At 66.5% G+C, this 24,776-nt stretch carries 24 protein-coding genes; 11 read left to right on the top strand and 13 right to left on the bottom strand.

What is annotated here, in order from left to right; all coding sequences use genetic code 11:
* Positions 1 to 41: 41 nt before the first annotated feature.
* Both ICG51_RS08800 and ICG51_RS08795 read right to left on the bottom strand, forming a co-directional pair.
* Positions 42 to 668 (bottom strand): CoA transferase subunit B, encoded by a 627-nt coding sequence (locus ICG51_RS08800; protein WP_190280015.1) that lies wholly within the window; start codon positions 666 to 668, stop codon positions 42 to 44.
* A 1-nt stretch (position 669) separates the two neighbouring features.
* Positions 670 to 1,389 carry a CoA transferase subunit A gene (locus tag ICG51_RS08795; RefSeq protein WP_190280014.1) on the bottom strand — a complete coding sequence of 240 codons (720 nt, stop codon included), beginning with the start codon at positions 1,387 to 1,389 and terminating at the stop codon, positions 670 to 672.
* A 168-nt stretch (positions 1,390 to 1,557) separates the two neighbouring features.
* Between ICG51_RS08795 and ICG51_RS08790 the strand changes: the two genes are divergently transcribed.
* The 7 genes from ICG51_RS08790 (at position 1,558) to ICG51_RS08760 (ending at position 8,063) form a co-directional block, all read left to right on the top strand.
* On the top strand, positions 1,558 to 2,304 hold the full coding sequence (locus ICG51_RS08790; RefSeq protein ID WP_190280013.1) for an electron transfer flavoprotein subunit beta/FixA family protein: 747 nt from the start codon (positions 1,558 to 1,560) through the stop codon (positions 2,302 to 2,304).
* Positions 2,304 to 3,245, top strand: coding sequence for an electron transfer flavoprotein subunit alpha/FixB family protein (locus tag ICG51_RS08785; RefSeq protein WP_190280012.1), 942 nt, complete (start codon positions 2,304 to 2,306; stop codon positions 3,243 to 3,245). The genes ICG51_RS08790 and ICG51_RS08785 overlap by 1 nt, the downstream gene beginning before the upstream one ends.
* A 69-nt stretch (positions 3,246 to 3,314) precedes the next feature.
* Positions 3,315 to 4,262, top strand: coding sequence for a glycosyltransferase family 2 protein (locus ICG51_RS08780; protein ID WP_190280011.1), 948 nt, complete (start codon positions 3,315 to 3,317; stop codon positions 4,260 to 4,262).
* 3 nt (positions 4,263 to 4,265) lie between these two features.
* Entirely contained in the window at positions 4,266 to 5,033 is a 768-nt protein-coding gene (locus tag ICG51_RS08775) for a GNAT family N-acetyltransferase (RefSeq protein ID WP_190280010.1), read from the top strand.
* A 3-nt stretch (positions 5,034 to 5,036) separates the two neighbouring features.
* Positions 5,037 to 5,411, top strand: coding sequence for an EamA family transporter (locus tag ICG51_RS08770; RefSeq protein WP_190280009.1), 375 nt, complete (start codon positions 5,037 to 5,039; stop codon positions 5,409 to 5,411).
* Between the two features lie 12 nt (positions 5,412 to 5,423).
* The gene (gene rffA / locus ICG51_RS08765; protein ID WP_190280008.1) at positions 5,424 to 6,557 is read left to right on the top strand and encodes a dTDP-4-amino-4,6-dideoxygalactose transaminase; all 1,134 of its coding nucleotides are present in this window, start codon (positions 5,424 to 5,426) and stop codon (positions 6,555 to 6,557) included.
* 3 nt (positions 6,558 to 6,560) lie between these two features.
* Positions 6,561 to 8,063: a hypothetical protein gene (locus ICG51_RS08760; RefSeq protein WP_190280007.1), complete on the top strand. Its 1,503-nt coding sequence runs from the start codon at positions 6,561 to 6,563 to the stop codon at positions 8,061 to 8,063.
* Between the two features lie 3 nt (positions 8,064 to 8,066).
* On the opposite strand, the gene ICG51_RS08755 is transcribed toward ICG51_RS08760, so the two are convergent.
* The 11 genes from ICG51_RS08755 to ICG51_RS08705 all read right to left on the bottom strand — a co-directional run bounded on the left by ICG51_RS08755 (position 8,067) and on the right by ICG51_RS08705 (position 22,757).
* Positions 8,067 to 8,462 carry a hypothetical protein gene (locus ICG51_RS08755; protein ID WP_190280006.1) on the bottom strand — a complete coding sequence of 132 codons (396 nt, stop codon included), beginning with the start codon at positions 8,460 to 8,462 and terminating at the stop codon, positions 8,067 to 8,069.
* A 64-nt stretch (positions 8,463 to 8,526) separates the two neighbouring features.
* Complete coding sequence (wecB, locus tag ICG51_RS08750) at positions 8,527 to 9,648, bottom strand: UDP-N-acetylglucosamine 2-epimerase (non-hydrolyzing) (protein WP_304940985.1); 1,122 nt, start codon at positions 9,646 to 9,648, stop codon at positions 8,527 to 8,529.
* A complete protein-coding gene (locus ICG51_RS08745; RefSeq protein ID WP_190280005.1) occupies positions 9,645 to 13,040 on the bottom strand; it encodes a glycosyltransferase in 3,396 nt (1,131 codons plus the stop codon). Before ICG51_RS08745 ends, wecB begins: the two co-directional genes overlap by 4 nt.
* A gap of 43 nt (positions 13,041 to 13,083) precedes the next feature.
* Complete coding sequence (locus tag ICG51_RS08740) at positions 13,084 to 13,845, bottom strand: sulfotransferase (protein ID WP_190280004.1); 762 nt, start codon at positions 13,843 to 13,845, stop codon at positions 13,084 to 13,086.
* On the bottom strand, positions 13,842 to 14,684 hold the full coding sequence (locus ICG51_RS08735; RefSeq protein WP_190280003.1) for a hypothetical protein: 843 nt from the start codon (positions 14,682 to 14,684) through the stop codon (positions 13,842 to 13,844). The genes ICG51_RS08740 and ICG51_RS08735 overlap by 4 nt, the downstream gene beginning before the upstream one ends.
* Positions 14,681 to 15,604 (bottom strand): glycosyltransferase, encoded by a 924-nt coding sequence (locus tag ICG51_RS08730; RefSeq protein WP_190280002.1) that lies wholly within the window; start codon positions 15,602 to 15,604, stop codon positions 14,681 to 14,683. The genes ICG51_RS08735 and ICG51_RS08730 overlap by 4 nt, the downstream gene beginning before the upstream one ends.
* A gap of 2 nt (positions 15,605 to 15,606) precedes the next feature.
* A complete protein-coding gene (locus tag ICG51_RS08725; protein ID WP_190280001.1) occupies positions 15,607 to 16,866 on the bottom strand; it encodes an ABC transporter ATP-binding protein in 1,260 nt (419 codons plus the stop codon).
* 166 nt (positions 16,867 to 17,032) lie between these two features.
* Complete coding sequence (locus ICG51_RS08720; RefSeq protein ID WP_190280000.1) at positions 17,033 to 18,664, bottom strand: hypothetical protein; 1,632 nt, start codon at positions 18,662 to 18,664, stop codon at positions 17,033 to 17,035.
* 324 nt (positions 18,665 to 18,988) lie between these two features.
* Complete coding sequence (locus tag ICG51_RS08715; protein WP_223809410.1) at positions 18,989 to 20,194, bottom strand: type II secretion system F family protein; 1,206 nt, start codon at positions 20,192 to 20,194, stop codon at positions 18,989 to 18,991.
* Between the two features lie 5 nt (positions 20,195 to 20,199).
* Positions 20,200 to 21,918, bottom strand: coding sequence for a GspE/PulE family protein (locus ICG51_RS08710; protein ID WP_190279999.1), 1,719 nt, complete (start codon positions 21,916 to 21,918; stop codon positions 20,200 to 20,202).
* 35 nt (positions 21,919 to 21,953) lie between these two features.
* Positions 21,954 to 22,757, bottom strand: a complete 804-nt coding sequence (locus tag ICG51_RS08705; protein WP_190279998.1) for an ABC transporter permease — start codon at positions 22,755 to 22,757, stop codon at positions 21,954 to 21,956.
* 114 nt (positions 22,758 to 22,871) lie between these two features.
* Between ICG51_RS08705 and gspG the strand changes: the two genes are divergently transcribed.
* Genes gspG through ICG51_RS08685 form a run of 4 tightly spaced genes read left to right on the top strand, consistent with a single transcriptional unit; the run spans position 22,872 to position 24,751 of the window.
* Positions 22,872 to 23,345 carry a type II secretion system major pseudopilin GspG gene (gspG, locus tag ICG51_RS08700; protein ID WP_190279997.1) on the top strand — a complete coding sequence of 158 codons (474 nt, stop codon included), beginning with the start codon at positions 22,872 to 22,874 and terminating at the stop codon, positions 23,343 to 23,345.
* Positions 23,342 to 23,722 carry a type II secretion system protein gene (locus ICG51_RS08695; RefSeq protein WP_190279996.1) on the top strand — a complete coding sequence of 127 codons (381 nt, stop codon included), beginning with the start codon at positions 23,342 to 23,344 and terminating at the stop codon, positions 23,720 to 23,722. Before gspG ends, ICG51_RS08695 begins: the two co-directional genes overlap by 4 nt.
* A 5-nt stretch (positions 23,723 to 23,727) precedes the next feature.
* Positions 23,728 to 24,162, top strand: a complete 435-nt coding sequence (locus ICG51_RS08690) for a prepilin-type N-terminal cleavage/methylation domain-containing protein (RefSeq protein ID WP_190279995.1) — start codon at positions 23,728 to 23,730, stop codon at positions 24,160 to 24,162.
* Positions 24,152 to 24,751, top strand: a complete 600-nt coding sequence (locus ICG51_RS08685; protein ID WP_190279994.1) for a prepilin-type N-terminal cleavage/methylation domain-containing protein — start codon at positions 24,152 to 24,154, stop codon at positions 24,749 to 24,751. Before ICG51_RS08690 ends, ICG51_RS08685 begins: the two co-directional genes overlap by 11 nt.
* The last annotated feature ends 25 nt before the right edge of the window (positions 24,752 to 24,776 follow it).

The following is a 24,776-nucleotide window of genomic DNA, read 5'->3' as shown; positions in this document are numbered from 1 at the left end:
CCGCCCCAAAGGGCGGCTTTTTCTTAGGCGCCAAGCGCGGCTCAGTGCAGCGCCACGCCCGTCTTTTCGACAGCTTCCTCGCGACTCACGCCCTCGGCCAGCTCGACCAGCTTCAGCCCCTCCGGGGTCACGTCGAATACCCCCAGCTCGGTGATGATGCGGTTGACCACGCCCACGCCGGTCAGCGGCAGGGTGCACTCGGGGATGATCTTCGGCGTGCCGGCCTTGGTGACGTGCTCCATCAGCACCACCACCCGCTGCACGCCGGCCACCAGGTCCATCGCGCCGCCCATGCCCTTGACCATCTTGCCGGGCACCATCCAGTTGGCCAGGTCGCCCTTGTCGGTCACTTCCATCGCGCCGAGGATCGCCAGGTTGATGTGGCCGCCGCGGATCATCGCGAAGGAATCATGGCTGCCGAAGAAGCTGGCGCCCGGCACCGCGGTGACGGTCTGCTTGCCGGCATTGATCAGGTCGGCGTCGAGCTCGGCTTCGGTCGGGAACGGACCGATGCCGAGGAGGCCATTTTCGCTCTGCAGCCACACGTTCACCCCGTCGGGGATGTAGTTGGCCACCAGCGTGGGCAGGCCGATGCCGAGGTTGACGTAGGCGCCGTCGGTGAGTTCGCGGGCGGCGCGCTGCGCCATCTGTTCACGGGTCCAAGCCATCTCAGTTGTTCTCCGGCTGGCGAATGGTGCGCTGCTCGATGCGCTTCTCCGGCGTCGGGTTGACGACGATGCGCTGCACGTAGATGCCGGGCAGGTGCACGTGGTCGGGGTCGATATCGCCGATCTCCACCAGCTCCTCCACCTCGGCCACGCAGACCTTGCCGGCCATCGCGCAGGCCGGGTTGAAGTTGCGCGCGGTCTTGCGGAACACCAGGTTGCCGGCCTTGTCGGCCTTCCATGCCTTGACCAGCGACACGTCCGCCTTCAGCGCGGTTTCCATCACGTACATGCGACCGTCGAATTCGCGGGTTTCCTTGCCTTCGGCCACCACCGTGCCGTAGCCGGTGGCGGTGAAGAACGCCGGGATCCCCGCACCGCCCGCGCGCAGGCGTTCGGCCAGTGTGCCCTGCGGGTTGAATTCCAACTCCAGCTCGCCGGCCAGGAACTGGCGCTCGAACTCCTTGTTCTCGCCGACGTAGGAGGAAATCATCTTGCGGATCTGCCGCGTGCCCAGCAGCTGGCCAAGGCCGAACCCGTCCACGCCCGCGTTGTTGGAAATCGCGGTCAGGTTCTTCACCCCGGAATCGCGCAGCGCCGCGATCAGCGCCTCGGGGATGCCGCACAGACCGAAGCCGCCGACGGCGAGGGTCTGGCCATCCGCCACCAGCCCGTCCAGGGCGGCGGCGGCACTGTCGTACAGCTTGCTCTTGGCGGACGCCACGGGCCGTTCTCCAATGCGGGTAGAGCAGCCATTCTAGCGATTCGTGCGAGAACACCCAGCGTACTTTCGGGCAATCGCCGGCTGCGCAGGCAGCCCCGGCGGGCGTCCGCTAAAATAGGCGGTCGGCCCGAAAGGCCCCTTTCTCGATTCCGCAAGGACATCCACACGATGAAGATCCTCGTCGGCTACAAGCGCGTGGTGGACTACAACGTCCGCATCCAGGTCAAGCCGGACGGTTCCGGCGTGGTCACCGACGGCGTCAAGCTGTCGCCCAACCCGTTCGACGACATCGCGCTGGAAGAAGCCCTGCGCCTGCGCGACAAGGGCATCGCCACCGAAGTGGTGGTCGCCACCATCGCGCCCGCCGATGCCCAGCCGCACCTGCGCAACGGCCTTGCGATGGGCGCCAACCGCGCCATCCACGTGGTCGCAGACCAGCCGGTGCAGCCGCTGACCGCCGCCCGCGCCCTGCTGAAGCTGGTCGAGAAGGAGCAGCCGGACCTGGTCATCCTCGGCAAGCAGGCCATCGATGACGACGCCAGCCAGACCGGGCAGATGCTGGCCACGCTGTGGGGCCGTCCGCAGGCCACCTTCGCATCCAAGCTCGACGTCGAAGCGGGCAAGGCCACCGTGGTGCGCGAGGTCGATGCCGGCCTGGAAACGCTGGAAGTCGACCTGCCGGCGGTGGTCACCACCGACCTGCGCCTCAACGAGCCGCGCTTCATCAAGCTGCCCGACATCATGAAGGCCAAGAGCAAGCCGCTGGAGACCATCGCCTTCGCCGACCTCGGCGTCGATGCCAACGACTCGTTCAAGACCACCCACTACGCCGCGCCGGCCAAGCGCAGCCGCGGGGTGATGGTGAAGGATGCGGCCGAACTGGTCGCCGCGCTCAAGCAGAAGGGGCTCCTGTGATGTCCAACGTCCTGATCGTTGCCGAACACCTGGGCGGCAAGCTCAACGCCGCCACCGCCAAGACCGTGTCCGCTGCGCAGGCGCTCTCGCCCGCCGCCATCGACGTCGTGGTGCTGGCCGCCGACCCGGCCGGCGTCGCCGCGCAGGCCGCGCAGATCGCGGGTGTGCGCAAGGTGCTGACCGTCGCCAACGCCGCCAACGCCGATGCCATCGCGCAGGTGCTGGCCCCGCAGGTGGCCGCGCTGGCCCGGGGCTACAGCCATGTGTTCGGCCCGTCCACCACTTTCGGCAAGGACCTGATGCCCTGCGTCGCCGCGCTGCTGGGCGTGAACCAGGTCTCCGACCTGATGGCGGTGGAAGGCAGCCACACCTTCAAGCGCCCGATCTACGCCGGCAACGCCATCATCACCGTCGAGGCACCGGCCGACCAGGTCGTGGTCGCCACTGTGCGCACCGCCTCCTGGCCGGAAGCCGCGCAGGGCGGCAGCGCCGCGGTCGAAGCCACCAGCGTCGATGCCGCGCTGCCCGCGCACACCCGCTTCAAGGGCCTGGCCGCCGGCAAGTCCGACCGCCCGGACCTGCAGAGCGCCAAGCGCGTGGTCTCCGGCGGCCGCGGCGTCGGCAGCGAGGAGAACTTCAAGGTCATCTACGCGCTGGCCGACAGGCTGGGCGCGGCGGTGGGCGCCTCGCGCGCGGCGGTCGACGCCGGCTACGTGCCGAACGAACTGCAGGTCGGCCAGACCGGCAAGATCATCGCCCCGGAGCTGTACGTGGCCGTCGGCATCAGCGGCGCCATCCAGCACCTCACCGGCATCAAGGACGCCGGCACGATCGTCGCCATCAACAAGGACGGCGACGCGCCGATCTTCGAGATCGCGGACATCGGCCTCGTGGGGGATCTGTTCCAGATCCTGCCGGAGCTGGAAGCGGCGCTGGGCTGAGTGCATCCAGTCCGCGTGCGCCCAAGCCCGCCAGCGTCGGACCCAGCATCAGCACATCCAGGGAGGAACATGCCGAACACCTCGAGTACGCCCGACCTGTCGATCATCTCGCCGGTCTATGGATGCAAGGGCTGTCTGGAGGATCTGGTCGAACGGGTCGCGGCTGCTGTCGCGTCCATCGCCGCATCGCACGAGGTGATCCTGGTAGACGACGGCAGTCCTGATGGCGCGTGGGGACGCATCCTCGAACTGGCCGACCGGTATCCAGCAGTGCGGGGGCTGAGACTGTCGAGGAACTTCGGCCAGCACGCTGCCATCAGCGCGGGGCTGGCGCACGCGAATGGAAGGCGGGTCGTGGTCATGGACTGCGACCTGCAGGACGTTCCCGAAGAAATCCCCAAGCTGCTCGAGGCCCTGCGTGACGGCGTCGATATCGCACTGGCCAGCCGGGCCGACCGCCAGGACTCGGCATTCAAGAAGGCCGGATCGCGCACATTCTACCGGCTGCTCGGCTGGCTGACCGACAGCGCCCATGACCCGAGCACCGCGAACTTCGGCGCCTACTCACGCAAGGTGATCGATGCGGTCAACGCCATGCCGGAGTCGGACCGCTTCTTCCCCTTGCTGGTGCGTTGGACAGGCTTTCGCACCACCCTGGTTCCTGTGACGCATGCCAGGCGCACCGAGGGAAGCAGTGGCTACAGTCTGCGGCAGCTGGTGCGGCTGGCGATGAACATCGCGCTGTCGTTCTCCGACAAGCCGCTACGGCTGGTGGTCAAGACCGGATTGGCCTTTGCCTTCCTTTCGCTGTGCGTCGTGGCGTTGAGCATCTACCGCTATTCGATCGGCGACATCGCCGTGGCCGGCTTTACCAGCATCATCGCGTCGATCTGGCTGGTGGGAGGGGCGATCGTGTCCAGCGTAGGCGTGGTTGGACTGTACGTCGGCAAGCTGCACGGGCAGGCCAAGCACCGACCCAACTTCATCGTCGCCGAAGACACCCTGGCGGCCTCCTGACCCATGGGAAACGCGCGCATCCTGCATCCTTCGCCGGTCGAATCGAAACGTTTCGGACTCGACATCGCTCGCGGCACCATCGGCCCGAACGCAACGCCAGACAGCATCCTCGACGACATCCTGGCACTGCGCCCAGACGTGGCCATCTTCCGCTGCGCGGCGGGGGACACCGGGCAGCTTGCGGCACTTGCGGGGGCAGGACTGGTCCCGCTCCATGCCGATACGCTGGTCTACTACCAGGCCGCGCTCGCCGCCCGCGCCGGCGTCGGAAGCACCATCGTGCCTGCAGTCCGCCGATCCGGCCCCGGTGACGAGGAGGCGCTGGCGCACCTCGTGCGAAGGAGCTTCGCAGGCTACCGCAACCACTACCATGCGAACCCCTGGTTTCAGCCGGCCGCCATTCTGGAAGGCTACGTGGAGTGGGCGCTCACGTACGCCACCAGCCCCGCTCCGCAAAAAGAAACCTGGGTGCGCTGCGAGAACGACGAGGTGCGCGGCTTCGCAACCTGCCGCATCGACGCGACAGGATCAACCGTCGAGATCGTGCTCAACGCCGTTGATCCCGACTGGCAGGGACGCGGACTCTACTCGGAACTGCTCGACTTCCTGCTCGCGCACTATGCGCGGAGTGGGATGACCGAGCTCTCAGTCTCGACCCAGGTATGGAACTACCGCGTGCAGCGGGCATGGGCCCGCGCCGGCCTGGCCATCGACCGCGCCTACGACACGTACCATGTCAACGTGCCCAAGAACTTCCAGCCCGGTCGATAGCGTATGTCCTCCCTGTTCCCATGGTTGATGGTGGCCGCCACCATCCTGTTCACCACCTACGGCCAACTGATCCTCAAGTGGCAGGTCACCACGCCGGCGGCGGCCCCGTTCCGCTTCATGGAAAGCTGGCCCACCCTCCTGCTCCTGCTGCTTCGCCCCTGGGTCATTTCAGCCTTCGTCGCGGCATTCCTTGCCTCGCTTTGCTGGATGATGGCCATCTCGCGCCTGCCGCTGAGCAAGGCCTACCCGTTCATGGCGATCAACTTCCTGCTCGTGGGCCTGCTCGCCATCCCCCTGTTCGGTGAAGCACTCACCCGCCCCAAGATCGTCGGATTGGTGGTTGTGGTCGTCGGACTCAGCATCCTCAGCAAGGGATGACAGGACCTGGACATGATTCCCTTCAACAAACCGTTCATGACGGGCCGCGAACTCTGGCTGATCGCCCAGGCGCATGCCAACGGCCATCTGTCCGGTGACGGCCAGTTCACCAAGCGAAGCCATGCATGGCTGGAGCAGCGCACCGGGGCCCGGCGCGCACTGCTCACCCACAGCTGTACGGCTGCCCTGGAAATGTCTGCGCTACTGCTCGACCTGCAGCCTGGCGACGAAGTCATCATGCCCTCCTACACGTTCGTCTCCACTGCCAACGCCTTCGTGTTGCGGGGAGCCGTACCGGTGTTCGTGGATGTGCGCGAGGACACTCTGAACCTGGATGAGCGCCTGGTGGAGGCGGCAATCACCCCGCGCACCCGCGCCATCTGCGTGGTCCATTACGCCGGCGTGGCCTGCGAGATGGATACCCTGCTGGACATTGCCGCCCGCCATGGACTGGCCATAGTCGAGGATGCAGCGCAGGCGATCATGTCCAGCTACAGGGGACGCCCGCTCGGCACCATCGGCGATCTCGGCGCGCTGAGCTTCCACGAGACGAAGAACATCATTTCCGGCGAAGGCGGGGCGCTGCTGTGCCGCGACGAGCATTACGCGGAGCGTTCGGAGATCCTGCGGGAAAAGGGCACCAACCGCAGTCGCTTCTTCCGCGGACAGGTGGACAAGTACACTTGGGTGGACGTCGGCTCCTCCTTCCTTCCCGGCGAGATCACCGCGGCGTTCCTTTGTGCCCAGATGGAGGAGGCCGACCAGATCACCGCCCGCCGGCTGGCGATCTGGGAGCGTTACCACGCATGGGCGGCCAGCTACGAAGCCGCGGGGCGCCTGCGACGGCCGGTGGTGCCCGCCCACTGCACCCATAACGCGCACATGTACTACTTGCTGCTGCCATCGCTGGAAGCACGTACCCACTTCATCCACCGACTCAAGGAAGCGGGCGTGCAGACCGTCTTCCACTACATTCCGCTGCATTCGTCGCCCGCGGGCCGCACGCTCGGACGTACACCCGCCAGCATGGCGATCACCGACGACATCAGCGAGCGGCTGGTCCGCCTACCGTTGTGGGTCGGCGTGGAAGAGCACATACCCGCCATCCTCGAAGCCGCCGACGATGCCCTGCACCACCTCGCCTGACGCATGAAAGTCCCGTCCCTGCAGCAAACCCTGCCTGACTGGCGCACCGCGGCAGCCGTCGCACTGGCGGTCACCGCCTTCGCCAATGCCGCGCTGTACATCGCGCATGCCGGCAATCCATTCGTTACGTCGGACGGCTGGTACTTCGTCGACGCCTTCCTGCAGAAGTACTACAACGGCGGCGTCAGCCTCCTTGACCTCTACATGAAGCGGCCCGGTGGCGATCATGCACAACCCATCCACAAGCTCCTGCTCTTGTGGAACGCGGAGACCTTCGATCTGGACTTCGTGATCGAGGCCTACCTCGGTCTGGGATTTGCTGCCGTCACCTGGCTGTTGATGCTCCAAATAGCGCGCCAAGACCGGCCCGAGGCAGGGGGTGCGACCTGGAGCTGGCTCCTGGCGATGGTGACAGCCGCTGCCAGCCTGGTCTCCCTCAATGGGGGGATGGCGTTCAACTGGTCGCTGGTCACGCTCGGCTACCTCGGACCGCTGGCCCTGGTCGCGACGGCGATGGCGGTCTGGCAGGCCGTGATGTTTCGACAGTGGTTGCCGCTGCTCCTGCTGGCTCCCTTCGTTGCATTCACCCTGGACAACCTTGCGGTCATCTCCAGCATCAGCATCGCGCTGTGTCTGGCGTTGCTGGCATCCAAGCATCGTGAGGCCAGCCGGAAGTCCATCGCGCTGGCACTGGCGGTGGTCGTCGGTACCGTCATCGCTTACCGGATGGCCAGCAGCTACTACCTTCACGCAGGCATGCCGGAGGAGCCCGCCACGCACGCGCTGGCCGTACTGGCGGGCTTCGGCTGGGAACGCCTGCTGCAGATGCTGCTGTCGCTTGCGGCACTCTCTGTGGCAGACCGGGCCACGCTGCAGCAGAACCTTCCCTGGTTCGACGAAAGGGTGCATGCCCTCATTGGCCTGCTGGTAATCGCCGCCCATCTCTGGTTCTGGTGGCGCGTGCTCAGGGATCGATGGAATCGGACCGTGTTCGTGGCGGCCGCGTTGATGCTGTTCGCCTATGGCGGGATGGCAGGCATCGTCCTGGTCCGCGTCCCCTTGTTTGGACCGGATTACGTTTTCCAGCAACGGTACCTGATGACCTACCAGCTATGCATCGTCGCGCTGGCGCTATTGGCAGCAGGTTCTGACTGGAGCAGGTGGCGGCGTCCGCAGCGCTGGAGCGTTGCCCTCGGACTGGCCCTGCTACTGGCCATGCAATATCCGTTGTCGCAAGCCACATGGAAGGCGGCGCCTTATGTCCGCGCCTATGCCAATAACCAGGGGCGCGAGATCATCCTGCTCGGCGTCAATCCTGCGGCCAAGCTGGCCTCCTGCGTCCCCATGCTGGTGATCTGCCAAGCGCCCCGCGAGGAACAGATGCGTTCCATCACCCTGCTGCGGGACCACCATCTGAATGCATTCTCGGAGCAGTTGCTGGCCCGCTACTCCATGCAGCCACTGGCCGCCCCGCCGGGGCCGATGGAACTGGTATCGCCGCCCTGAGAATCAGCGACCCGCCTGTGGGCCGCCAGGCGCGCAGCCCAAAGGCGTTTCCACTCGAATAAACGCCAGCGGCTTCCCGCTATCCGCGTCGAGCAGATACACGCGTTCTTCCGGCTGCAGGACGACTGGAATCTGCGCCCGTCCTTCCTTGCCGCCCTGCGCCAGCGATATCCGGCTCCCGTCCATGCGTTCGGCCTCGATGCGCACGGCGGTTGCCTGCATCCCGGACGGAAGGTGCCAGGCCAGCGCTGCGGCCTGTCCGCCGGCCATACAGGCGCTTTCGTTCATCGTGATGATGCAGGCCGTGCAATCTCCCGTCGCGCGCCCTTCGTCCACGACGCGATAGGCCACAGCGGACACGTCAGCCGGCGGACGCTGGCACCCCCCCGCAAGCACCATGCCCAGCACTGCTGCCGTGCACCCACCCCGCAGCGGAGACCACTTCACCCAGGACTGCGCGCGCCTATGCATCACCCAGTACCTGGACAATGCGCTGCGACGCCTTGCCGTCGCCATAGGGCGACACGCCGCGCGCCATAGCACGCCAGGCCTGCGGGTCATCGAGCAGGCGCGACGCTTCGGCCACGATTCGTGCCTCGTCCATCCCCACCAGCTTCACCACCCCCTCATCCACGGCTTCCGGCCGCTCGGTTTCCACGCGCATCACCAGCACCGGCTTGCCGAGCGCGGGCGCCTCCTCCTGCACGCCCCCCGAATCCGTCAGGATCAGGTAGGCCCGTTTCTGCGCCTCCACGAACGGGGCATAGTCCAGCGGCGCGCACAGGCGGATCCGCGGATGGTTTCCCAGCAGCTCGTTTGCCACCGCCTTGACGTTCGGGTTCGGGTGCACCGGATACAGCACCTCCACATCCGGATGACGCTCGACCAGAGCCAGGATCGCGCGGCACATCGCACGCAACGGCTCGCCGAAGTTTTCCCGCCTGTGCGCGGTCACCAGCAACAGCCGCTTCGACGGATCAAGCGGTACATCCAGCGGCCACTCCTTGGCGGCCACGTCGAGCAGCGCATCAATCACCGTATTGCCGGTGACGTGGATCCTGTCGGCCGGAATGCCCTCGCGCAGCAGGTTGGCGCGGGACCGCTCGGTTGGCACGAAATGCCAGCGCGCCAAGTGGCCAGCCACGACCCGGTTCATCTCCTCAGGGAAGGGATTGTCGAGGTCATGCGTGCGCAGGCCCGCTTCCACATGGCCGAACGGGATGCGCCGGTAGAACGCGACCAGCGCGGCGGTCATCACCGTGGTGGTATCGCCCTGGGCCAGCACGATGTCCGGGGAAAGATCGGCGAACTTCGCATCGAGCGCGGTGATCAGGCGTGCAGTCAGCTCGGGCAGCTGCTGGTTCTCCCGCATGATGTCCAGGTCCACGTCCGGCTTGATGTCGAACAGGACCAGCACCTGGTCGAGCAGATCGCGGTGCTGTGCCGTCGAGAGCACCGTGACCTTGGCCCAAGGCTCACGCTTCAGGGCCCGAATGAGTGGGGCCATCTTGATCCCTTCCGGGCGGGTGCCAACGATGCAGAGTATGTGCTTCACGGCCTTCAATCGCCCATCCAACATGTTCATCCTGCCAACTTTCCTGCGTCCTGTTCCCGATACCTGTGCGGCACCCATGGGCCCCACTTCGCCTCGTAGATTGCCTTGTTCTGCTCGAACATCTGCTGCCGGCGCTCCTGCTTGATCTGGTCGAACGAAGCGGAGAGGTGATGGTGCACGAACACGTCCTCGGCGCAGGCCACCGTCCAGCCGGCCTGCTCGACGCGCCGGCAATAGTCGTCGTCCTCGAACATGCCGATGCCGAAGGCCTCGTCCAGTCCGCCGACTGCCTCGTATACCCGCCGCGGCAGCATCACGCAGAAGAACGCGGCCGTTTGCAGCGGCAACCGCAGGCCGGCATGGCGGGCGGTGTAGTCGCCTGACGCGTCCAGCATCTGCGCCATGTCGGTGTAACCGATTTCGATACGCGCTTCGTTGCCGATGTTGTTCGTGACCGGGCCCAGGACCCCGAGCGAGGGATCGCTCCGGAAATGCCGGACCAGGGTCGACACCCAGCCCGGCGTGACGAAGGTGTCGTTGTTGAGGATGACCAGGTACTCGCCGGTCGCGGCGGCCAGGCCCACGTTGTTGCCGCCCGCAAACCCGAGGTTGGAGCCGTTGGCGATGTGCCGGCGACCAGGGGCGGCCGCGGCCCATGCCGACAGCAGTGCCGGCGTCTCATCCGAGGACGCGTTGTCCACCGCGATCAGCTCGAGATTCGGGTAGTCGCTGTACTTCTCCAGGCTGTCCAGGCAGGCACGGGTGAAGCTGGCATTGTTGTAGCAAAGCACCACCACGCTGACCCGCGGCTGCGGCAATGCCTCCACCGCCTCCATCAGATCGGTCGCGCGGTGCCTCCAGGTCTGGCCGGCGGCAAACGCGCGGCGGCGCGCCACCATGGCCGCATCACCCGGCGCCTGCAGTGCGGCGTCCAGCGCGGCGAGGAATGCCGGCCCATCGCCGCCGGTACGCACCAGGTCGCCGAACTGCCGCATCTCGGGCAGCGCCACCGACACCACCTCCCTGCCGGCGCTCAGGTATTCGTAGATCTTCACCGGGTTGGTCGCCAACGTCAGCGGCACCACATGGAAAGGCAGCAGGCAGACGTCGAAGGCGTGCAGGTAGAACGGCAAGCGTGCGTAAGGCACCTCTCCGGTGAACTGCACGTTGTCCAGATGCCCAAGGCGCCGCTGCGCACCCGCAGTGTCCGCACCCACCAGCAACACGAGGCAATCCGGGTGCCTGCGCGCCACCTGCTCCACCAGTTCGACGTCGAACCACTCGGCGATCGCGCCGTAGTACCCGATCACCCGGCGCCCATGCGGGTCCCGGAACACCTCCGCCGGCGGCTCGCAGAAGTGTTCGTACTGGCTGGCATTGCGGATGGTCAGGCAATTCGGGTTGTGCCGGCGCGTCTCTTCGTGCAGCCAGTCCGAAGTCACCACCAGCAGATCCGCAGCCCGCATCAGCTCATGCTCGCGGGCGAGCACGTCATCCGTGTTGTCGGCGAACCCCGCATGGTGATCCATGCAGTCGTACACCAGCCGCTGGTTGGGCAGGACCTGCGCCGTCTCCAACCAGAACGGGTGCTGCACCAGCGATGCGCAGGCGTGGCTGCGCGTCCATGCCAGCAACATGCCGACGCTGGCGCGCAACTGCTCACGCTGCGCCGCGTCGGGTGCGGCGTGGTAGATCGCAGGCCGCCCGGCAAGGTGCAGGTTCACCTGGAACAATCGACCGTCGGCATCCAGCGCCTCCACCGAGAATCCCGGCTGCGCGGCGTCGATGAAATTGTTGGAGACGTAGAAGACGCGATGGCCTGCGGCGGCAAGCTCACGCGCCAGATGCTGCGGACGCTGGATGCGGAAATGCCAGTCGATCACCGCCCAGACGAAGACATCCCGTTGCGACGGCCGCGGCGCGAGCGCGGCAGGCACCGCGACGGCGGACACCGAGGCCGCGGTGACAGCCTCCAGCGCGGGGGATGCGCCCGCACGCTCCTGACTGTGCGGCCCCCAGCCCAGAAGGCGCCGGTCTTCCGGGGTCAGTCCACGGTGGCGCAAGGTACGCAGCACGAATCGCAGCGGCCTGGTCCAGCGCCAGGAACGGCTGCCCTTGATCGCCTCCAGCTCCGACTGGATCCGCTCGATGCGCGCATTGCGCTTGAGCAACTCACCATGCGCCTCCAGCAGGCCTTGGCGCGCGCTGGACAGCTGCGCATCCGCCTCCGCCCTTGCCCGCTTCTCGGCTTCCCATGCCGCCTGCGCCTGCTGCTCCGCGGCAGCGCGGACTTCTTTTTCCTTTTCCCACGCCGCCAGCGCCTCTCGCTCCGCCAGGGCGTGCGCCTGCGCCTGCTGCTCCGCGGCAGCGCGGATTTCTTTTTCCTTTTCCCACGCCGCCAGCAGGTCCTGTTGTGCCGCCTGCCATCTTGCTTCAGTCTCGACGACCAGCCGTTGCGCGCGTGCACTTTCCTCGAACAGCCTCGCAGCTTCTCCGCGGTAATCGTCGCGTGCGTGCTCCGCCTCGGCCAGCATCCTGCGCGATGCGTCGATCAGGGATGCCGGCTGCAGGTCCGGTATCAGCGGCTGCGCTGGAGCCAGACGCGCCATCGTGCGCAACAGCGACGCTTCCCAGGCCGGCCGATCCAACACGCCGTCGGCAACCGCCAGCGCATCCGCATGGGCCTCCAGCAGCCATTCCCGCCATTCGCCAGGCAGCAGCGCGCGGGTGTCCGCGGCGCGCTGATGGCGCAGATCCGCACGCAGATACGCGGATACCGCGCCTGCGCAGGCATCGGACGACACCGGCCAGATCAGCCCCAGCGCTGCGGCAGCGCGCGCCATGCAACCACGCCAGTCCTGCAGCAAGGCGTGGTAGTCAATCGCGCAATAACGCAAGCCCTCTGCCGCCTGTACCGGTTCCACCAGATGGCGTAGCCACAGCAGCGCAGACGTCGCAGACGACAGCCCGTTGCGACGCATCAGCGAGCCGGCGACCTCGCCGGGATCGCGCAACGCGAACACCAATTTCGGCTCCACGCTCATCCGCGCCAGCGCCTGCCGCCACAAAGGCAACACTCGGCACAGGCGGGGATCTTTCACGCCCCATAGCGCAGCTGCGCCGAACTCCCCGCGCAGCAGTCCCACCAGGTCGTCCACGAACCCCTGCCGGGTGGCGGTTTCCAGCCACCCGACGGGCAGTTCCCGTGGGTCGTCCCAACTGGTGCCCAGCGCGGCGAACAGACGCTCGTGCAAGTCCACTACGCGATGGCTCTCCCAGAACCCGGCCTGGTTGTCAGCCGCCGCCCCGCTCAGGTTGCTGCCCAGCTCGACGCCATGCAGCCCCAGCAATCCGGTCAATGCCGAGGTGCCGCTGCGGTGCATGCCCAGCACCAGCAATGCCTGGGATTTCGCTTGCATCATCGTGCGCACCTGCTGCACGCCTGCCCACCGACGTCGCTGCCCATCATGTCCACTCCAGCCCGAACCGTTCCCGTGCACGCCGCATCGGCCTGCCCATCAGCCGCTGCAATACCCGGAACCGGAGCCCATCGCGCGACAGCGGCGGATATTGTCCCTTGAAAACGCGGACATAATCAGCGTCGTCGCGTTTCATTGCCGGCAGGCCAAGGAATTCCAGTGTCTGCGCCAGGGCCTCTGCGGGCCGCGCCGCCAGCTGTTCATTGCGCAACAGCAGCACCTGCCTGCGCGGGAAGTGCGCCAGCAGCACGTCCAGCTGGCGCGCATAGTCGCCGCGGGCACGGTAACTGAAATGCCTCAGCGGCGAGCCTTGGGCGAAATCATCAAGATGTCCTGCGAGCCGCCAACGCTCCAGCAGCATCGCCGGCCAGAACGGCCAGGACTCGTCGCCGCGCGCCCGTTCCATGTGGTAGTGCGACACCGCGCGCTCCACCGGATGGCGCAGCAAAAGGACCCAGCGCATCGCCGGGTTGTAGGCGGCGATGCGGCGCACGAAGGCGGGATGGAAGCAGTAGATGGGCGTGGCATCGCCATGCAGCCCTTGCGCGTCCGGCTCGAAATGCGCGGCATAACGCGCGTCGATGTCGGCCGATGTCCACCGATCGTCGTAATCCGGCGCATCGAAGACATGCGCCTCCTTGCCACGCGGCAGGGCGATGCCTGGGTGCGCTGCAAGGTACTGCGCCAAGGCGGTGGTGCCGCCCTTCTGCACGCCGCCAATCAGGAAGCCGATGCGAGGCGCGCTCATGTCGGCGCCGTCAGCGCGGCCAGCGCCGCCATGATCTCGTCCTCGCCATAGAACCCGCGCCATGCCCCCCTATCCGCCCGCAAGCGCGCGGCAAACGCCGCGCAGGCGTCGGCGTCATACAGCCGGCTGGCATTGCGACTGGCCAGCGTGGCGGCTGGCAATGCGATGCCGCTGGCTTGCGCCAGGGCCGCGCCGTTGCTGCCCACCACATCCTCATAGCGCAGGATGCGAGCGCGCGGCAGCACCCGTGCGAAGCGCGCGAACAGCCAGTCCAGCAACAACAGCTGGCGCGTCAGCAAGTCGGGCTGCGCATCCAGCGCGGTTGCCAGCGCCGGTTCCAGGCGCTCGCCGGCAGGCAGGCGACCACGCGCGACCGGCAGGTCCACCGAGTTCCACGACGCCAGCACCGCCAACGGGTTACGCACCAGCGCCAGGCATTCGAAGGATTCGGCCAACGTGGGCAGCAACGCGGCGAAGGCGGCGTTGTGCTTGACCACCAGGGTGAAGCAGGGGGACAGCGGCTTGTCGACGCGGACCGCGCCCAGCCCCACCTTGCGCACACGCAGGCCGCGCGCGTCACGCTGGTCGTCGAAGAAGTTGTCCGGGCCGCGTCCACCGACCTGCTGGCCGATCGCCTCGCCCGCACGCAGCAGGCTGTCGCGCGAGTCGCGGAAGAATCCGCGGATGGAGCCAACCGCCTCGGCGTGATCCAGCGGCAATGCATGCACCGGCATCGGCTCCACCAGCGCCACGGTATCGCCGGCCCGCCCCAGCAGGTCGCAGCACAGGGTCGTGCCGCTGCGCGGGACGCCGGTCAGGATGAGATCGCGGGGCTTCACGGTGCCGCCATCCCAATATCGCGCAGCAGCTGCGCAAAGGCAGCGCGCTCTGCGGCCTGGCCAAAACGCCCTGCCGTCGCCAGACCGCCAGCCCGCAGGCGCGCAGCCTGCATCGGCTGCATTGCGCGCTGCGCGGCCTCAGCCAGTGGCGCCGGCGCCAGCGCCGCCAGCAAGCAGTTTTCGCCATCGCGCGTGTACTCGCGCGAGCCCACGCAATCGCCCAGCACCACCGGCACACCCAGCGCCATCGCCTCCAGCGCAGGCAGATAGAAGCCTTCGGTCGGATGCGGCAAGGTCACCGCCACCGGCGCGCGCGCGACCCGGTCCAGATAGTCCGCGCGCGGCAGCCACCGATCCAGCAGTTCGACGCTGATACCGCGGGCGCGCAGTTCTTCCGCCAGCGCATGCGCCAGCGCCGGTGCCTTCAGGCCGGCGATGAGCACCGGCCCATCAGCCGCAGGCGTGCGTGGCATCGCGTCGTGAGGCAGGTCCAGCGCGGCCGGGATCACGGCCACCGGACCGTTCACCTCACCGGTCGCCAGCACCGCGTCAGCCACCGGCTGGCTCACGCAGATCCGCTGCGCCGGGGCGCGCAGGAAGCCGCGCAAGGGCAACTCCGGCGATGCGTGACGCACATGTTGCAACAGGTTGACCACGGGACGCGGTGGTTCGCGGATGTCCTCCAGTGCGTTCCAGTCCATACCGGCAAGGAACATCACATCGAAGTCCTGTGGATGCCAATCGGCAACAACCCGCTCCGGCATCGCCATCCAGGGATTGCTGGCGTCACGCTTCGAGTCCGGGGTGAAATACACCCACGCATCCCAGCCCAGCGCCAGCGCATGGCGGAAATAATCCCAGACCTTGCCATGGCCGCCGGTATAGCCGGCGAAGTCGCGGTGGAACAGCATCCGGGGCATGTTCAGCTGCCGACCTCGATCGCCATCGGCACCGGGAACAGGCCAGTGAACAAGTGTCGGCTGTCGTCCACCACCTCGAACGACAGCCAACCCTCCTGCCGCGCCAGCACCATGGTGCGGTCCAGCGAAGGGGCATCCACGACCCGCGTGCGCACCCGGTAGATGCCCTGCTGGAATGCGGCGTCCAGCCTGATCCGCACAGTGGCCTCGCCCGCGCCCCGACCCAGCGCGATGCGTCGTCCGGTCAGCTGCAGGCCGCGTCCATCGAGGATGTCGAAGATCAGGCAAGGCGCTTCGATGCCGGCGTTGCGGCGCACCGCCAGTTCGAAACACAGAGCATCGCCATGCGCCAGCGACGCATGCCGCACGCCGTTGACGCTGGCACGCGCTACGCAGGCATCCTGCAAACCGTAGCCGCCGTCGAGTCGCTCCAGCGCATCCGCACGCGCATCCTGCTGCGCGGCCAGCGCGCGCTTGTGGGTGCGATGAAGGTATTCGGTGATGACCTCGTCCGGCAGGCCCTCAAGCACGATGCGGCCCTTCTCCAGCAGCATCGCGCGATGGCAGAACGCTTTCACCGCATTGAGGTCGTGGCCGACGAACAACAGCGTGGTCCCGCGCCGCAGGATCTCGTCGATGCGTGCCATCGCCTTGGCCTGGAACGCGGCGTCGCCCACCGCCAACGCCTCATCCACGATCAGGATGTCCGGGTCGGTATGTACCTGCACCGCGAACGCCAGCCGCAGCGCCATGCCCGAGCTGTAGGTCTTGACCGGCTCGTCGATGTAGTCGCCGATGTCGGCAAAGGCGAGGATGGCGTCCATCCGCTCGCGGATCTGCGCAGGCGTCAACCCCAGGATGGCGGCATTGACCTTGACGTTCTCGCGGCCGGTCAGCTCGGGGTTGAAGCCCGAACCCAGTTCCAGCAGCGCCGCCACCCGGCCGTTGACCTGCACGCTGCCCGCACTCGGTTCCAGCACACCGGCGACGATCTGCAGCAGCGTGCTCTTGCCGCTGCCGTTATGGCCGATGATGCCCAGCGCCTCGCCGCGTTGCAGGGTGAACCCCACGTCATGCAGCGCGTGGTGATGATGCAGCCGCGCCTCCGCACTGGCGCGCAGCCAGCGCGCGAGGGCGGGCAGCGGGGCCAGCCACGCGGACAGGCGGTACAGCAGGGGCACCCACAACCGGCTGCCGGGCGTTGCCCATAGCCGATAGGTCTTGGCGATCCCCTTCAGCTCCAGTGCGGGTGCCTCGGTCATCTCGATGCAGGAAAAGGCTAGCCCGACAGGATAGCGCCGGCCACGTGTTGCCGCATCACCTTCCCGCCACAACCAACAAAAAAAGACGGATGGCATTGCTGCCATCCGTCTTGCTAGCTCAAGCGTTCTGCTCGGAATGGCCGGCAAGCCGGCCATTCCGGATGCATTACAGCTTGTTGGCCTTGTTCACCGACCACTCAACCAGACCCTGGGTCTTTTCCGGGGTCAGATCGGTCACGGTGCCGGTCTGCGAGTTGCGGTTCAGAGCCGAAGCCTTGAAGTTGGAGCACTGGGCATTGACGCGGACATACCACTTGCCCGAGCCATCGGTGAAGCCACCGGTGATGCCCTTGCCAGCGTTGCCATTCTCCAGGTCATCCGAGTTGACCGTGGCCGACGCGTGCGCCGGGATGGTCAGCTTGACCGGGTTGCGGCTGTACTTGCCAGCGTCATCCTTGCCCTCGATCTCGACCAGGCACGCCGCGGCGTTGTTGTTGGTCAGACGCAGGAAGGACTGGGCGGTGGCGTTACCGGCCGGGTTCACGTTCTGGAACACCAGATCGGTGCCGTTGAAGCCGATGCTGCCGAAGCTGAACGGATCCAGGGTCGGGTTGACGCGCTGGGTGGACAGCTGGTAGTCAACGGCCACGGACGCACGCACCGAATCAACCTTGACCAGTTCGCGGGTGCCGTTGGCGATGGCGCAAACGTACAGGGTCGAAGCCGACGGCGAAGCCGCGGTGACGTTGGCCAGCAGCGGGCTGGAAGCCAGCAGGCTGAGGGTCACGGTGTCACCCGACTGGGTGGTGCTACCCACGGTCGCCGAGCAGGTCGGCGAGGCCGAGAAAGCAATCGCGCCGTTGTAGGCGGAGAAGCCTTCGGCAGTCAGCGACAGGTCGAACTTGGCGGTGCTGACCACGTTGTATTCCGGGTTCGGCAGCACGGCGCTGTAGTTGTTGACATAACCGCTACCGCCACCGATCAGAGCCGCTTCGGCGATGTCGATCACCACCGCGCCCAGGTTGAAGTAACCCGAACCAGCAGCCGCGCCGTTCAGGCCGCTGCCACCCACCGTACCGCTGGCCGAGAACCAAGTGCGCGGATCGGGGCTGCCGTCCGCGTTGGTGCTGCCAACGTCGATCTTCTTGGTGCCGGTGGAGTCGCTGCCGGTCAGGTCGGCCGCAGCGGTCAGACCCCACACCGACTTGGCCAGATCGGCCTTCGACGCCAGGATCTGCTGACCGGACTGGTTCTGCGCGGTGATTTCCACACCGACCTTGGAGCCGGTGAACAGACCCTGCACCAGGTTGGTGATCTGCATGCTGTTCAGCTGAACCGCATAGGCCGGATCAACAGCATCGGCACCGTTACCCGGAGCCTTGATGGTGAAGTTCAGCTCCTGGCCGCTGGCCGAGTAGTACGGAGTACCCACCAGAGTGCCAGCCGGCGAAGCGGCGACGGTCAGGCCGGTGCCGCCGAGTTCGGCGCCGATCTTGAAGCCATTCACCAGCGTGGTGGCGTCAGCGGTGGCGTCGAACTTGGCGCCGTCGGTCAGGGTGACCTTGACGGTGACGTTATCGCCGGCGACGGTGGCAATGCGGGCTGCGTCATCGGTGGTGGCACGCAGGGTCAGCTCGGACGGGGTGTAGATGGTGGTGCCGTTGTTGACGATCAGGTCCTTGGCGAACGTGATCTGCTTGCCGGCCGGGTAGGACAGCGACGCGGCCGAAGCCAGGCCCGGCAGGGCCAGGGCACCGACCACTGCAGCGGTCAGGAGGCTCTTGTTGAACTTCATCATGTGAATCAACTCCATTGAAGGTTTTTTAGTTAACTAAAAGGTACCGCTGTAGCGTTACCGGTCGCCAGACCTACCCCGGTACCGTACGGGCCAGCCCGATGGCATCCGGCCGCTTTCAGGCAAGCATCCGGGAAAGATTCCTCTCCCATCCTCCCCCGTAGAGCAAGCTACCCGCAGAACGTTAACCAAGCATTACCGGTGCGTCAAGCCCACGGGAACAAACTGTTGGCAACGGTCTCGAATTGTGACGGATGCCCCCAGGCCTGTACCGCGCAGTATTTTCCTGCCGAGATAGAAAGAGTCTCGGGCAGGCCCCATTCACTTTTATACCACCACATCATTGGCGCTAGTGATAGCCAGAATGATGCCGATCATGATGACACCTATCGCACCGCCAATCAGCAGGATGGCCGCCGGTTCCAGCAATGCCAGAAACTGCTTCATGCGGGCGCGCCCCGCCTCCTGACACAGCCGCGCGAGCGACTGCAGCATTGCGGGCAGCTCGCCCGAGCGCTCACCCACACGCACCAGGTTGTAGCCGGTTGCGGTGAGGGTCTGCTGCTCTTCCAGCGCGTCCGCCAGCGGCACACCGCTGCGGACGTTGCGCGCCACCTCGTCCAGCCGCGCGCGTCGCCCCGGCGCCCCCACGCTCTCCTGCGCCAGACCCAGCGCCTCCATCAGCGGCACCCGGTTGGACAGCAGGGTGGCCAGCACCCGGGCCCAGGTGGCGGTTTCGGATTCCACCCGCCAGACTCCCAACACCGGCAGCCGCTCGAGAGCCTCCAGCCAACGCGCACGCTTGCCGGGATCACGCAGGATCCGCGCGACCGCCACCGCCCCCCCTGCCAGCAGCAGCAGGACCACCCAATACCACTGGCGCAGGAACATGCCCGTGTTGAGCACGGCCGAAGCAAGCAGCGGCAGGTCATCAGCGCGCTTGAGCAGGCCGGCGAACTTCGGCACCACGAAGGTGAACATCATTACCACCGCGCCGAGACCGGCGCAGATCAGCACCGCCGGATAGGTCAGGGCCTGGCGAATTTCCGACCGGACGGTCTGGTCGTACTCCATCTGCGCGACCGCGTCCTGCAATGCCCTTCCCAGTAGGCCGGACTTCTCGCCGCTGCGCACCAGGGTGGGCACGTAGCGCGGAAGCGGCAACCCCGCCACCTCCAGCGCCGCCGAGAATGCCTGGCCCCGGCGCAGGCCGGCGGCGATACCGTCGAACGCAGCCACCAGTTGCGGATGATGGGCCGACCGGCCCTGCGCTGCGACCGCTTCGGCCAACCCGACGCCCGCCCCCAGCAGCGTGGCCAGTTCATGGAAGGCCAGGATAAGGTCGCGCTGGCGAAGCCGCACTGCACCCCGGGCCGGCCGACCACGCGCGGACGCAGCCACTGACTGCACGGACACCACGGACAGGCCGCGCCGTTCGAGCTGGCGGGCGGCCTCACGTTCCGACTGCGCGCTGACGACACCCTCCAGGATGGCGCCTTCTGCGGAGAACGCCTTGTAGCGGAACTGGCTCACGGGGATCAAACCGCGGTCACGCGCAGGACCTCATCCACCGAGGTCAGGCCCTGCCATGCCTTCAGCAAGCCGTCCTCGCGCAGGAATCGCGCGCCGCGCGCCCGCGCCATCGCCTTCAGCTCTGCATGGCCGGCACCCGCCACCACCGCCTGCTGCATGTCTTCGTCCACCGGGATCAGTTCGTAGATGCCCACGCGTCCGCGATATCCGGAATGCTGGCAGCGTTCGCAGCCCACCGCCTCATGCCAGCGCGCCGGCGCATCGCCCAGCACCTTGCCGGCCCAGCGCGCGGCTTCCTCGGCGATGGCCGGCAGTACGTGGGCCGCAGGGCGGGCGCAATGCGGGCACAGCCGGCGCACCAGGCGCTGCGCCTGCAGGCCCTTGACCGGCGTGGCCACCAGGAACGGCTCCACGCCCATGTCGATCAGGCGCGTGAACGCACCGATGGCGTCGTTGGTGTGCACGGTGGAGAGCACCAAGTGGCCGGTCAGCGCGGACTGGATGGCGATCTCCGCGGTTTCGCGGTCGCGGATTTCGCCGACCATGATGACGTCCGGGTCCTGGCGCAGGATCGAGCGCAGCGCGCCGGCGAAGGTCAGGCCGATATCGGCATGGGTCTGGATCTGGGTGATCCGCGGCAGCTGGAACTCCACCGGGTCTTCGACGGTGATGATTTTCTTCATCCCGTCGTCAGCTGCCGCCAACGTTGCGTAGAGCGTGGTGGACTTGCCCGAGCCGGTAGGGCCGGTGACCAGGAGGATGCCGTGTGCCTCCCGACTCCACGCGCTCAGAAGCGCCAAGTGGTCCGGCTCCATACCCAGCCGCTCCAGACCCAGGTCCTTGCGCTCCTTGGGCAGCAGGCGCAGCACGATGGACTCCCCATGCACGCCCGGCAGCGCCGAGGCGCGGATATCCATCGCTTGGCCGCTGGCACGCACACTTAAACGACCATCCTGCGGCAGTCGGCGCTCGGCAATGTCCATGCCGGAGATCAGCTTCAGCCGCGAGGCGACAGCGTTGAAGCGTTCGCGCGGAAGCTGCAGACGCGTGTACAACACGCCATCGATGCGGAAACGCACGACAAATTCGTGTTCGCCCGGCTCGAGATGAATATCCGAGGCGCGCTGCTCCACCGCTTGCGCCAGCAGGCTGTTGACCAGCTCGACCACCGGCGCTTCCTCCGCCAGCTCTCGCAGATGGCGGACGTCGTCACCACCTTGCGTTGCGGCAAGCAGGCCATTAGCCAGCTTGTCCAGCGTGTTTTCCATCAGCTGCGCTGGCGCCAGCACATGGCGCACCGGCAACTGCGGGAATAGGTAGTCGATAGCTTCGCGCAGCGCCGGGTCCAGCGGGTCGCGGCTGGCGCAGATCACGCCGCCTTCCGGATCCTGCCACAGTAACACCCCGCGATCCTGCATCCAGTCCACCGGCACCGGCTCCTCGCCCGGAACGACCCAGGCGTCCAGTTCCGGCAGCGCCACGTCGCGTCCTGCCAGCGCAAAGCCGAGCTGCTCCGAGAGAACTGCCAGCAATTGCTCCTCGGACAGCGCGCCGATCCGCACCAGCAGGCTACCGATGCGCCCGCCCATGCCCGCCTGAAGCTCCAGCGCGCGCTCCAAGTCGGCCGTGCCGACTAACTGCCGGGCAATGAGCATCTGCCCGATCAGGCTCGCGTCCGGACCAGCGACTTCCGAAGGTGTTGCGATGGCGGGGGCAGCGGTCATGGGTGTCGGCGCATCATCTAGAGGGTCTTGAACCATCAAAGCACATCGGCAAAACCCGGGCGCAGCGCCCGGAACAGGAAGGCGCCGAGCAGCAGCACCACGGCGGCAGTCAGCGTGTAGCCGGCCAACGGCATCGCTTCTGGAAGCTGGCCCGACAAGACCAACGCGCGCAGCGCATCGGTTGGCCAACTAATAGGGTTGGCGTCGACGACACCCGCGAACACCGACGGCACCATCGCGCGCGGATAGAACACCGTGCCGGTGAACAGCACCAGCATGACCAGCACCGACACGATCTGGGCCAGATCGCGCAAGTACACGCCCAGTGCCGCGAAAGCAAGCGAGATTCCGTACAGCATCAGCAGGTAAGGCGTCAGAACCAAGGGTAGCGCCAGCGTTTGCCACTGCCACCCGCTTCCCCAGATGGCATTGACGGCGCAAACCAGCAGCACGCCCACCACCATGTGCACTAGCGCCGCACCCAGTGGCACCGCCACCAGCACCGGCAACGGGAACACGATCTTGCGCACAAAATTGCTGTTGCGGTGGAACAATGAGGGCGCCTGCCCCACCGCTTCCGCCAACAGCCCGTGTACCAGCAGGCCCAGGAAAAGATTAAGGGCGAAACCCAAGTGGTCGTCCGAGGCAAGCCCCGGCCAACGTGCACGGAACACCGCACCGAACACGAAGCCATAGATCGCCAGCATCATCAGTGGCATCAACAAGGGCCATGCCCGGCCCAGCAACGTACCCCGGTATTTCACCGCGAGGTCCTGCTGCACCAAGGTTCGCCACAAAGCGAAGTGCCCGGCACTGCGGGAAAAGAGCTGGGACATCATCGGCGGGCACGCGGTATGCGGTTCTGACGATAGGTTAACAGCCGCGGAGGCGGCGCGCCCCGCCTCCAGCCAAACTGCTAGACTTCCTGCCGCTTTTCTGCACGAAAGACCGCCATGATCGCCGCCCATCCCAGTACCGGCCGTTCCCCCCGTTTCCGCCGCGCCACCGCGCAGGGCTTCACCCTGTTGGAAATGATCGTGGTGCTGGTCATCATCGGCCTCATCATGGGTCTCGTGGGGCCTCGCCTGTTCGGCCAGGCCGACAAAGCCAAGGTGCAGACTGCCGAGACCCAAGTGAAAATGCTAAAGGGCGCACTGGAAACTATGCGCCTGGATACAGGCCGCTACCCCACCCAGGAAGAAGGGCTGGCATCGCTGGTCGAGCAACCCGCAGATGCCAAGCTCGCGCAGCGATGGAAGGGCCCGTATCTGGAAGATGGCGTACCCCAGGACCCGTGGGGCAATGCATACCAGTACGCCCCCAAATCCACGGGGACACACGCCTTCGCGCTGTATTCCCTTGGCGCCGATGGCAAGAATGGCGGTGACGGATACGACGCCGACGTCGGGATGCTGCCGCAGCAATGAGTCGGCGTACGCCGGGCTACACGCTGCTTGAGCTGGTTGTGGTGATGGCAATCCTTGCAATGGCCACCGCCATCGCCGCGCCTCCCAGCTACCGGATGATCCGCTCGTGGCAGGAAGCCACCCAAGTTGATGACGTGCTGCAGCAGGTCGAGCATCTGCCCGGCACCGTTCGTGCCAGCGGCACCCCGCTGGAAGGAAAAGCCAACGGCGGGATACCGCCGATCACGCTTCCCGAAGGCTGGTCACTGCGCATGACGACTCCATTGCGGGTACTGGCCAACGGCTCCTGTTCGGATGCACGCGGGGTATTGACGACCACGCAGCAAACAATTGATTTCAGGATCCTGGCGCCCTTCTGCCGGGTCGAGCGGCTCTGATCCCGATGCGATGGGGCAGGCCACATCGGCAGCGCGGCTTCTCGCTCCTGGAGGCCATCGTTGCCTTGACCATCATGGCGACCTGCCTGCTGGCCCTCTACGCGTGGCTGTCCACCAGCACCCTGGCGCTGAACCGGGTGCGGAACAACGCCGCTGCGCTAGCCGACGCCCGCGCGGCAATGGCGGTAATCGAAACCGTGAATCCGATGGCCGAACCCAGCGGAACACGGCGATTGCCCCCCCTGGAGGTCCGCTGGAAGTCCGAGCCATTGACCGACTTGCGGTTGGGGATGAGCCCGGCTGGGGGCGCCACGCAGTTCGACTTCCGACTGTATGCACTGGACGTAGAAGTGCTGCGGGATAGCCGGCCGGTGCGCGATTTCCGCATTCGAAAGACCGGTTGGGCCGCCTCGCGCCCGGTTGCCGCCGATGATTTCTGATCCGCGGCCCATGCAGCAGCGGGGGCTGACGCTGCTGGAGATGATGGTGGTACTGCTGATTGCAGGCATGGCAGTAGCCCTTGGCTTCCAGTCACTCGGGCAATGGCGCCGGGCGAACGCCGCGATCTCGAGCATCAGCGGCACCATCCAGCAGACCACGCTGACCGAAAGCTGGCTGGCGGATTCGCTGCGCGGCTTGATCCCCGTGCCCGAACAGACCTTCGAGGGCAGTGAGGACAAATTGCTGGGGGTGACGACGCTGCCGGTTCAATCCCACCAGGGCGGCGCCACCGATATCGAATGGTCCATCCGCAGTGAAGCGGGGCTTCCGCATCTACTGCTGAAGGAGGGCACGGACAGACGCCTGGACCTGCCGCTATCTGGCGTGAGCCGTGCCCGTTTCGCCTATATGGACAAGGAGGGGAAGCTGCATGCGCAGTGGCCGCCGAAACTCGGCCTGCACGATCACCTTCCAGCCGTCGTCCTGCTGAGTCAGGAAATGGACGACGGCAGTCGTCGGGTCTGGGCCGCCACCATCTCCGGATCGCGCAACCCCTACACCAACCCCTTCGAGGACGATTATGAGTAGGCCGGGCCGCGGCAACGCGGGTGGC

It is taken from the genome of Thermomonas sp. XSG (genome assembly GCF_014678725.1).
Taxonomy (GTDB): Bacteria; Pseudomonadota; Gammaproteobacteria; order Xanthomonadales; family Xanthomonadaceae; genus Thermomonas.
This window is presented reverse-complemented; position numbering and strand designations above follow the sequence as displayed.

Excerpts from the sequence above, each read along its gene's own strand:
- ICG51_RS08800 (WP_190280015.1), bottom strand. The coding sequence starts at position 668 with ATGGCTTGGACCCGTGAACAGATGGCGCAGCGCGCCGCCCGCGAACTC.
- ICG51_RS08790 (WP_190280013.1), top strand. The coding sequence starts at position 1,558 with ATGAAGATCCTCGTCGGCTACAAGCGCGTGGTGGACTACAACGTCCGC.
- ICG51_RS08785 (WP_190280012.1), top strand. The coding sequence starts at position 2,304 with ATGTCCAACGTCCTGATCGTTGCCGAACACCTGGGCGGCAAGCTCAAC.
- ICG51_RS08780 (WP_190280011.1), top strand. The coding sequence starts at position 3,315 with ATGCCGAACACCTCGAGTACGCCCGACCTGTCGATCATCTCGCCGGTC.
- ICG51_RS08775 (WP_190280010.1), top strand. The coding sequence starts at position 4,266 with ATGGGAAACGCGCGCATCCTGCATCCTTCGCCGGTCGAATCGAAACGT.
- ICG51_RS08770 (WP_190280009.1), top strand. The coding sequence starts at position 5,037 with ATGTCCTCCCTGTTCCCATGGTTGATGGTGGCCGCCACCATCCTGTTC.
- rffA (WP_190280008.1), top strand. The coding sequence starts at position 5,424 with ATGATTCCCTTCAACAAACCGTTCATGACGGGCCGCGAACTCTGGCTG.
- ICG51_RS08760 (WP_190280007.1), top strand. The coding sequence starts at position 6,561 with ATGAAAGTCCCGTCCCTGCAGCAAACCCTGCCTGACTGGCGCACCGCG.
- ICG51_RS08755 (WP_190280006.1), bottom strand. The coding sequence starts at position 8,462 with ATGGTGCTTGCGGGGGGGTGCCAGCGTCCGCCGGCTGACGTGTCCGCT.
- wecB (WP_304940985.1), bottom strand. The coding sequence starts at position 9,648 with ATGAACATGTTGGATGGGCGATTGAAGGCCGTGAAGCACATACTCTGC.
- ICG51_RS08745 (WP_190280005.1), bottom strand. The coding sequence starts at position 13,040 with ATGATGCAAGCGAAATCCCAGGCATTGCTGGTGCTGGGCATGCACCGC.
- ICG51_RS08740 (WP_190280004.1), bottom strand. The coding sequence starts at position 13,845 with ATGAGCGCGCCTCGCATCGGCTTCCTGATTGGCGGCGTGCAGAAGGGC.
- ICG51_RS08730 (WP_190280002.1), bottom strand. The coding sequence starts at position 15,604 with ATGCCCCGGATGCTGTTCCACCGCGACTTCGCCGGCTATACCGGCGGC.
- ICG51_RS08725 (WP_190280001.1), bottom strand. The coding sequence starts at position 16,866 with ATGACCGAGGCACCCGCACTGGAGCTGAAGGGGATCGCCAAGACCTAT.
- ICG51_RS08720 (WP_190280000.1), bottom strand. The coding sequence starts at position 18,664 with ATGATGAAGTTCAACAAGAGCCTCCTGACCGCTGCAGTGGTCGGTGCC.
- ICG51_RS08710 (WP_190279999.1), bottom strand. The coding sequence starts at position 21,918 with ATGACCGCTGCCCCCGCCATCGCAACACCTTCGGAAGTCGCTGGTCCG.
- ICG51_RS08705 (WP_190279998.1), bottom strand. The coding sequence starts at position 22,757 with ATGATGTCCCAGCTCTTTTCCCGCAGTGCCGGGCACTTCGCTTTGTGG.
- gspG (WP_190279997.1), top strand. The coding sequence starts at position 22,872 with ATGATCGCCGCCCATCCCAGTACCGGCCGTTCCCCCCGTTTCCGCCGC.
- ICG51_RS08695 (WP_190279996.1), top strand. The coding sequence starts at position 23,342 with ATGAGTCGGCGTACGCCGGGCTACACGCTGCTTGAGCTGGTTGTGGTG.
- ICG51_RS08690 (WP_190279995.1), top strand. The coding sequence starts at position 23,728 with ATGCGATGGGGCAGGCCACATCGGCAGCGCGGCTTCTCGCTCCTGGAG.
- ICG51_RS08685 (WP_190279994.1), top strand. The coding sequence starts at position 24,152 with ATGATTTCTGATCCGCGGCCCATGCAGCAGCGGGGGCTGACGCTGCTG.